The sequence below is a fragment of the Methanospirillum sp. genome, from assembly GCF_028679455.1.
In the GTDB taxonomy this organism is placed as follows: Archaea; Halobacteriota; Methanomicrobia; order Methanomicrobiales; family Methanospirillaceae; genus Methanospirillum.
This window is the reverse complement of the sequence record NZ_JAJRBM010000123.1, coordinates 1-6,588: the sequence shown is the minus strand read 5'-3', so window position 1 is coordinate 6,588 and position 6,588 is coordinate 1. Positions and strand designations below refer to the sequence as shown.

Here is a 6,588-nt window from a genome sequence, read left to right as displayed (position 1 = left end):
TTACATCCTGTTAGTGCTTCTTCCTTCTAAATGTGTAATGTATTTTATAAATACTCTAATAAATATAATTATTATAATTCTCATAGCACTTTTGAATGTTCGATGATAACCCTGATCTTATGGTGTACACCTGAGGTGGACCTCTTTAAGTTAGTATACTTACTGATTGTCATATCGTTAATTATAATATACATGCCAAGTGTCGATAACATACTAACCTATTACCAAAGTTTATGACTCTCGATCACCTCAGTTGTTAGGTAATTATGAATATATCACCTCCATCCCATGTGATCTCTGATTTTGCATATCAGCATCGCTATATCATCCTGGCTATCGTCCTTATTGACTCGATTATGGCGAGTCTTGACAGCAGTATGGTCAATATCGTTCTTCCCACAATTACCACGGTTTTTCACTCAAGTCTGGCCGAATCTCAGTGGGTCGTGACTGCGTACCTGATCACCATGACCAGCCTGTTTATCATCTGTGGAAAACTGTCAGAAATTTTCGGAGTATGCAGGCTATTCACGCTCGGTTCAGTAATATTTACCCTGAGTTCACTCTGCTGTGGTCTCTCTACCGACCTGTATCAGTTGATCTTCTTTCGTATTCTGCAGGGGCTGGGCTCATCAATGATTGCCGGAATCAGCAGTGTCATCATATTCAGTGTATTCCCATCACACGAGATTGGAAGAGCGCTCGGGCTGAGCGGATCTCTTTTTTCCATCTGTTCTTTGTGTGGTCCGGCTCTTGGAGGGGCCATTAATGACAGTTTGGGCTGGAAATTTATTTTTTTCGTTAACGTCCCCCTGGGGGTTATGCTCTTTCTTGCTAATTTAAAGTATCTGAAAATTCCAGAGCAGATATCTCAGGATCCCTATTTCGACTGGGTAGGAGCAATGAGCCTGAGCTCACTGATAGTCCTCTTCTTTGTAATATTTGGAGCAGTACAGCCAGGTACTCACGATACAGTCCTCATTTTTTTCTCCAGTGGAGCATTCCTGGTGTCTGGTGCAGTATTCCTGGTTCATGAACAGAGGTGTGAACGACCACTCTTTGATCTGGCCATAATAAGGAACAGGAGATACATGGTGCCAGTTACGGGTAGTATGCTTCTTGGGATCTCTAACTTTTCGCTCATTACGCTAATTCCGTTTTACTTTGAAGGAGTAATGGGTATGGGTTCCCTGGAGACAGGCATGATTCTTATGATATCCCCGGTTGTCCAGGTATTTGCGTCCAGTGCGACAGGATGGATCATCGACCGGTATCACTGGAACTACCTTGCCTGCTTAGGATTGCTGATCGTATCGCTTGCGAGTCTTCTGACCGGCTATGCACTGGTAACGATAAACATGGGTTTCATCCTGTTCCTGATGGTTGTGCGTAGCATTGGTGCCAGTCTGTTTCAGGGCCAGAAGAGTATCGACGTCATGAATGCTCTCCCCAAAGAACAGATGGCTCTGGCCTCAAGTGTCTCTACCACTGCCGGATGCCTGGGCAGTACATGCGGGGTGACGATTGCTGCGATGCTGATGACCGTTGTTCTACACGGTGTAGGATATTTCGGACCAGTGTTACAGGCTGATGCCGGGCTGCTTTCATGGGCAGCTGCCGTAGCAGTGATGGTTACCGGTGCTTTGTGTATTCCAGGAGCATATGTATCATATGCCCTGAATCGAAAAGTAGCGTAGTATTAAAAGACACCTAACACCCTGAAGCCATGAAGAGCCTCTAGTTCTCTGAACCCTGCCTGACATAACCAGTACTTGGAACATTCAGAAGGGCTCATTGGGGGATGGACAATTACTATATATATGTGTATGTCTAGAAGATATCGCATGAGAGGATTGGTTGGTGGAATTTGTTTCTTTGCTGCACTTTTTTGCATCGTGGGTATCACTACTGCTGATGTCCCGAATCTCGTTGGTAACTGGACGGGGCCTTATTCTGAATATAATGCGAAAAACGGGTTTTCTGAGCAGGAAGGTGGGTTCTTCTTCTTGAACATAACTGAACAGAATAATCGGATTTTCGCTGGATACTCACGATATACGGATCATAATGGCACCGATGTTATTGATGATTTAGCGGGTGTAATTAATTCAAACGGGACTGAATTCTCTTTTGTTGAGAAGAATAACGGGTATTCATCTGGTAAGATCATAAGTCCTGATGAATTGGAGGTTACCTACCTGAATGATAATGATCCGATAAGTGTAGCAATAGATACTTTCATCAGGATTTCATAATTTCTTTTTTTCGGTAATATATTGACGTGTACCGCTTTACGATTCAGGGGTATTAACGGTGCAGGATATTTCTGACCTGTATTCTGATATCATTCCCTCGCCTGAAGGTTACTTCCCTCTATTTTTACATGTATTATTTATTTAGTACAAATCCTAAACAATTATCTAGTATTCATGACCATTCCCGAATATAATCATCTCATCCATGCCATCGCTGCTTCTGCAGACCGTGGGCAGGTTATCGAGGATATCAGAATTTATACAAACTGGGTTCTCGTGAAGACCGGTAGATGGTCTCTTTCTACGATATTCCGGGGGATGCCGGGCCTTGAAGATAAGCCGGGGATGGACTCATGGATGGGTGACTGGCTTGGAAAACCTGCTCTCGAATCAGCACTCGAACTCCTCTCATGCAAAGAGACCCTTCGACGTGCGGTCGGGATGGCGTGCCTGAAGTCACTGCTTCCTGTTCCTACCAGTATTATGGCAGGGAATGCAGTCATGATGGTAGAGGCTGCAGCAGCACGGGTACCGACCTGCTTTATCGGGTACTTCAGAGAGGCTGCAGAATGGCGTGAGATGGGAAGGCCGGTGAACATCGTTGAACTCTTTCCCCGGCCTGGTGACATCCACTGGAACGATGCCGGAGCAGTCCTTGCTGAGGCTCAGATCGTGCTCATGAGCGGGCTTACGGTAGTAAACGAGACGCTTGAAGCGGTTATCCAGAGAACACCAAACGCACAAGTCCGTGTTATGATGGGGCCGACGGTGCCGCCGAGTCCGGTGTTCTTTGACTGCGGGCTTGACCTTCTGGGAGTAACCCTGGTCAGTGACTGGACCCTGATGGCACGGTATGCCGAACTCGGGGGAGGGAGCATCGCATACTCCCCACCCGGGGCGCTTGAGAAGATCAACCTTGTCCGGGAGGGGGGAAGACTATGCGAACGGCTCAAAGAACTGGCAGGGGAGACGAGATAACAGAGGATAGAGAAAATGTGGCTTCAACGGATATCTGAATGGCATGCAGCAGGTGTTCCCTGTGCATTAGTGACGATCATCGAATCATCAGGTTCAACCCCACGCAAGGTCGGGTCCAAGATGGCGGTCAGCAATAAGGGCGAGATCGCAGGTTCTGTCGGAGGTGGCGGTGTTGAGTTATCCTGTATGGGTATCACCCAGGATGCGATCAAAAAAGAGATCTGCATCACGAAACGGTTTGTATCAAAGGGGGATGGAGACGAGTGGAAGGCCGATGATGATGACACCTCACTCGGGGTCTGTGGCGGATCGCTGACTGTTTTCATCGAGCCGATCCTTGTCGAGCCCGAGGTAGTGATCTTTGGCGGGGGTCATGTCGGGCTGCATCTTGGAAAACTCTGTGAGGTGCTCGCGATTCCATACCGGGTGTATGATGACAGACCCGAGTTTGTTGATCCCGGGAGGTTTCCCGAGGCGAAAGAGGTAATATGTGCCCCGTTTACTGCAATTGAACCGAATATCAACCTGTATGGCAGAAGTTACTGCGTTATCATGACCTACGGGCATGAGCATGATGAGGAGGTTCTGGAGCAGCTCCTGAAGCATCAGGAACTTCCGTACATCGGAATGATCGGCAGTGTCAGCAAGGCTTCAGTTCTGATAGAGAACATTAAGAAGCGTGGGGGCATTGTTGATGACCGGCTCTACTGCCCGATTGGGCTTAAAATTGGTAAAAATCTCCCGCAGGAGATTGCCCTTTCACTCATGGCAGAGGTCGTGGTTGTAATGCGGGGTGGAAAACTCGAGCACATGAGACGGGACTGGTCATAACGCCGGCTGGCCGGTGTGTGACCGTTAAATTCTGATTTCGTTCAGTCTTTCTTCAACAAATTTTTCAACGCTGATTGAAATGAGGTTGATCGGATTATCGACTTTCATGTGGGTACTTTGAACTTACGGTTATCACGTCGTAGATAACTCTGGCATCAGGTTTGACTCATTCTTACTTGTACAGAAAGATATGGTCTAAAAGGAAGTTATTGAAGCGTGTTACGGAAATTGTTTATCAGCAGGAACCATGATTGTCGACTTCGCACCATTGTCTCCGAAGCCAATGTATTTTTCAAAAGTATATATAGAGACCAGACAATAAGCATAATCGAAAATTAAAATCCAAATAATTCATAGAGATTTTTCCAAGGGTGCGAAGTCGACAATGATGGATGAGTGGATCCTCAAATACTTCACTCCCGCCAAACGTCGAAGAGTCAAGTTGAAACACTAACATAGGTATCGAAATCTGGGCTTCAGATTGTTCTTTTCACAAACGAATGCCCAAATTTATTAATTATGATTTGAATCAGTGCATGTTTATATCAAGTTAATCATCTTTTACATTTTTTCCGAACCATGCCTCGCTGGCATATGATGCTGCTATCAGCTGCTTGGTATACGAGTGCTTGGGAGACGTAAAAAGATCTGATGTTTTCTGTGTTTCTAATATTTTTCCCTCTTTCATGACGGTAACCCGGTCTGCCATACTCTGTATGACCTGAAGATCATGGGAAATAAAAAGAAGGGTAAAATTCGTCCGTTTTTTAATATTTTTTAATAAACAGAGTATCTGGGACTGAACAGAGAGATCGAGTGCTGAAGTAGGTTCATCTGCTACTAAAAATTCCGGATCCAATGCCAATGCTCGAGCCAATGATACCCGTTGCTTCTGTCCTCCGCTTAACTCAAACGGATATCGCGATATTAGATCCTGTTGAAGTCCGACCGTATCCAGCAGTTCAAGTACCTTGTCTGTTACTTCATGACGGGAAGACTGATGCCAGATTTTGATGGGTTCAGCGACACTGTCACCGATAGTCATCCGGGGATCCAGGACGGTATCGGGATCCTGAAACACGATCTGCATTTGGGGACGCATTCTCCGTAAAGCGGATTTGGATAACGCGGTAAGTTCAATGCCATCGAACCATACCTTCCCACGAGAGGGTTCTAGCAATCTGATTGCTATTCTCCCAAGGGTGGATTTCCCACACCCGCTCTCACCAACAAGTCCTAGTGTTTCCCCTTTTTCAATGGTGAGGGAAGCATCATCTATTGCCAGTTTGGAATCTCTTGAAAAATAACCTGAAGAATACGTTTTTGTTATGGTATCAAGTTCAATCATGCCGCAGACACCTGACCTGACGTGAATCGTCGATCATACGAAGTAGTGGATGCTTCGTGTAGCAGATCTCTACTACCGACTGGCATCGTTCACAAAACCTGCAACCAGGAGGAAAGTTAGTAGGAGAAGGACTCAGCCCTGGAATTGGGTGAAGTCCTGCAGAGGGGAGTGATGCCAACAGTCCCAGGGTGTATGGGTGTTTTGGATAGGACAAAACTTCGCTGGTCGGCCCAGACTCCACGATCTCTCCGGCATACATCACGATAATTTGGGAGCAAAGGGCATGTGCACACCCGAGATCATGAGTTATGAGGAGGAGTGTTTTACCTTGGGACTGTTCTTTGAGCAGTTCAAGAGTCTGATTCCTGATAAGGATATCCAAACCTGCTGTGGGTTCATCAGCAATAAGCAGTATCGGGTTGCATATTAGAGACATTGCAATCAGGATGCGTTCACGCATCCCCCCGGAAAATTCGTGAGGATACCGTACCATTGCACGTTCCGGATTCTGAATTCCCAGACTCTCAAGCAGGCTTATTGCAGTGACTTCCGCAGCGTGGTTGGACACTCCCTGATGAAGAATAAGCGATTCAGTTACCTGGCGGCCGATTGTCATGACCGGGTTGAGTGCCATGGCAGAGTTCTGGGGAATCATTCCAATCTCTTTTCCCCGAATACTTTGCATCTTGTGCTCATCTGCCTCTCTCAAATCGGTTTGCTGAAACCGTATATTCCCGTCGATGGTTGCGTTTGATGGGAGAAGCCGCATTATTGCCATGCCGAGGACCGACTTTCCACACCCTGATTCACCGACAAGTGCCCATGATTCTCCTGATTCCATTGAGAGGTCAACCGAATCCACGGCATGGATAATTCCACTCTGGCTCATGAATCTCACCCGTAGATTGGATATCTCAAGGATAGCCATAACTCTGTGCCTCCTTCCGAAAAATGAGGCAGGTTTCGGTCATAAACGGTTCACCTCAAGCCGTGGATTAACGTGTTCTTCACTGATGTACCCCAGAAGAGCAAGCGATAGAGAAATTCCAACTACGGCAAGACCTGGTGGAATGAGCCACCACCAGAGCCCTAATGCAAACCCTCCTGATGAATACGACTGCTCAATCATCTGTCCCCAGTCAATGACCATGGGATCCCCAAGACCGAGAAAACTCA

At 46.5% G+C, this 6,588-nt stretch carries 6 protein-coding genes and 1 pseudogene; 4 read left to right on the top strand and 3 right to left on the bottom strand.

All coding sequences use genetic code 11. The features are described 5' to 3' along the window. Positions 1-266 precede the first annotated feature (266 nt). The 4 genes from LUQ50_RS04250 to LUQ50_RS04235 all read left to right on the top strand — a co-directional run bounded on the left by LUQ50_RS04250 (position 267) and on the right by LUQ50_RS04235 (position 4,064). Positions 267-1,697, top strand: coding sequence for an MFS transporter (locus tag LUQ50_RS04250; protein WP_300036664.1), 1,431 nt, complete (start codon positions 267-269; stop codon positions 1,695-1,697). A 147-nt stretch (positions 1,698-1,844) separates the two neighbouring features. Continuing rightward, on the top strand, positions 1,845-2,255 hold the full coding sequence (locus tag LUQ50_RS04245; protein WP_300036662.1) for a hypothetical protein: 411 nt from the start codon (positions 1,845-1,847) through the stop codon (positions 2,253-2,255). Between the two features lie 174 nt (positions 2,256-2,429). Further along, the gene (locus LUQ50_RS04240) at positions 2,430-3,233 is read left to right on the top strand and encodes a DUF364 domain-containing protein (protein WP_300036659.1); all 804 of its coding nucleotides are present in this window, start codon (positions 2,430-2,432) and stop codon (positions 3,231-3,233) included. 15 nt (positions 3,234-3,248) lie between these two features. After that, on the top strand, positions 3,249-4,064 hold the full coding sequence (locus LUQ50_RS04235; protein WP_300036656.1) for an XdhC family protein: 816 nt from the start codon (positions 3,249-3,251) through the stop codon (positions 4,062-4,064). 550 nt (positions 4,065-4,614) lie between these two features. Here LUQ50_RS04235 and LUQ50_RS04230 read toward each other — a convergent pair. The 3 genes and pseudogenes from LUQ50_RS04230 to LUQ50_RS04220 all read right to left on the bottom strand — a co-directional run. Beyond that, positions 4,615-5,412, bottom strand: a complete 798-nt coding sequence (locus LUQ50_RS04230) for an ATP-binding cassette domain-containing protein (protein ID WP_300036654.1) — start codon at positions 5,410-5,412, stop codon at positions 4,615-4,617. Next, entirely contained in the window at positions 5,405-6,301 is an 897-nt protein-coding gene (locus LUQ50_RS04225) for an ABC transporter ATP-binding protein (protein WP_300036651.1), read from the bottom strand. The genes LUQ50_RS04230 and LUQ50_RS04225 overlap by 8 nt, the downstream gene beginning before the upstream one ends. 78 nt (positions 6,302-6,379) lie before the next feature. Beyond that, a pseudogene (locus LUQ50_RS04220) lies at positions 6,380-6,588 on the bottom strand (ABC transporter permease); the annotation flags it as partial.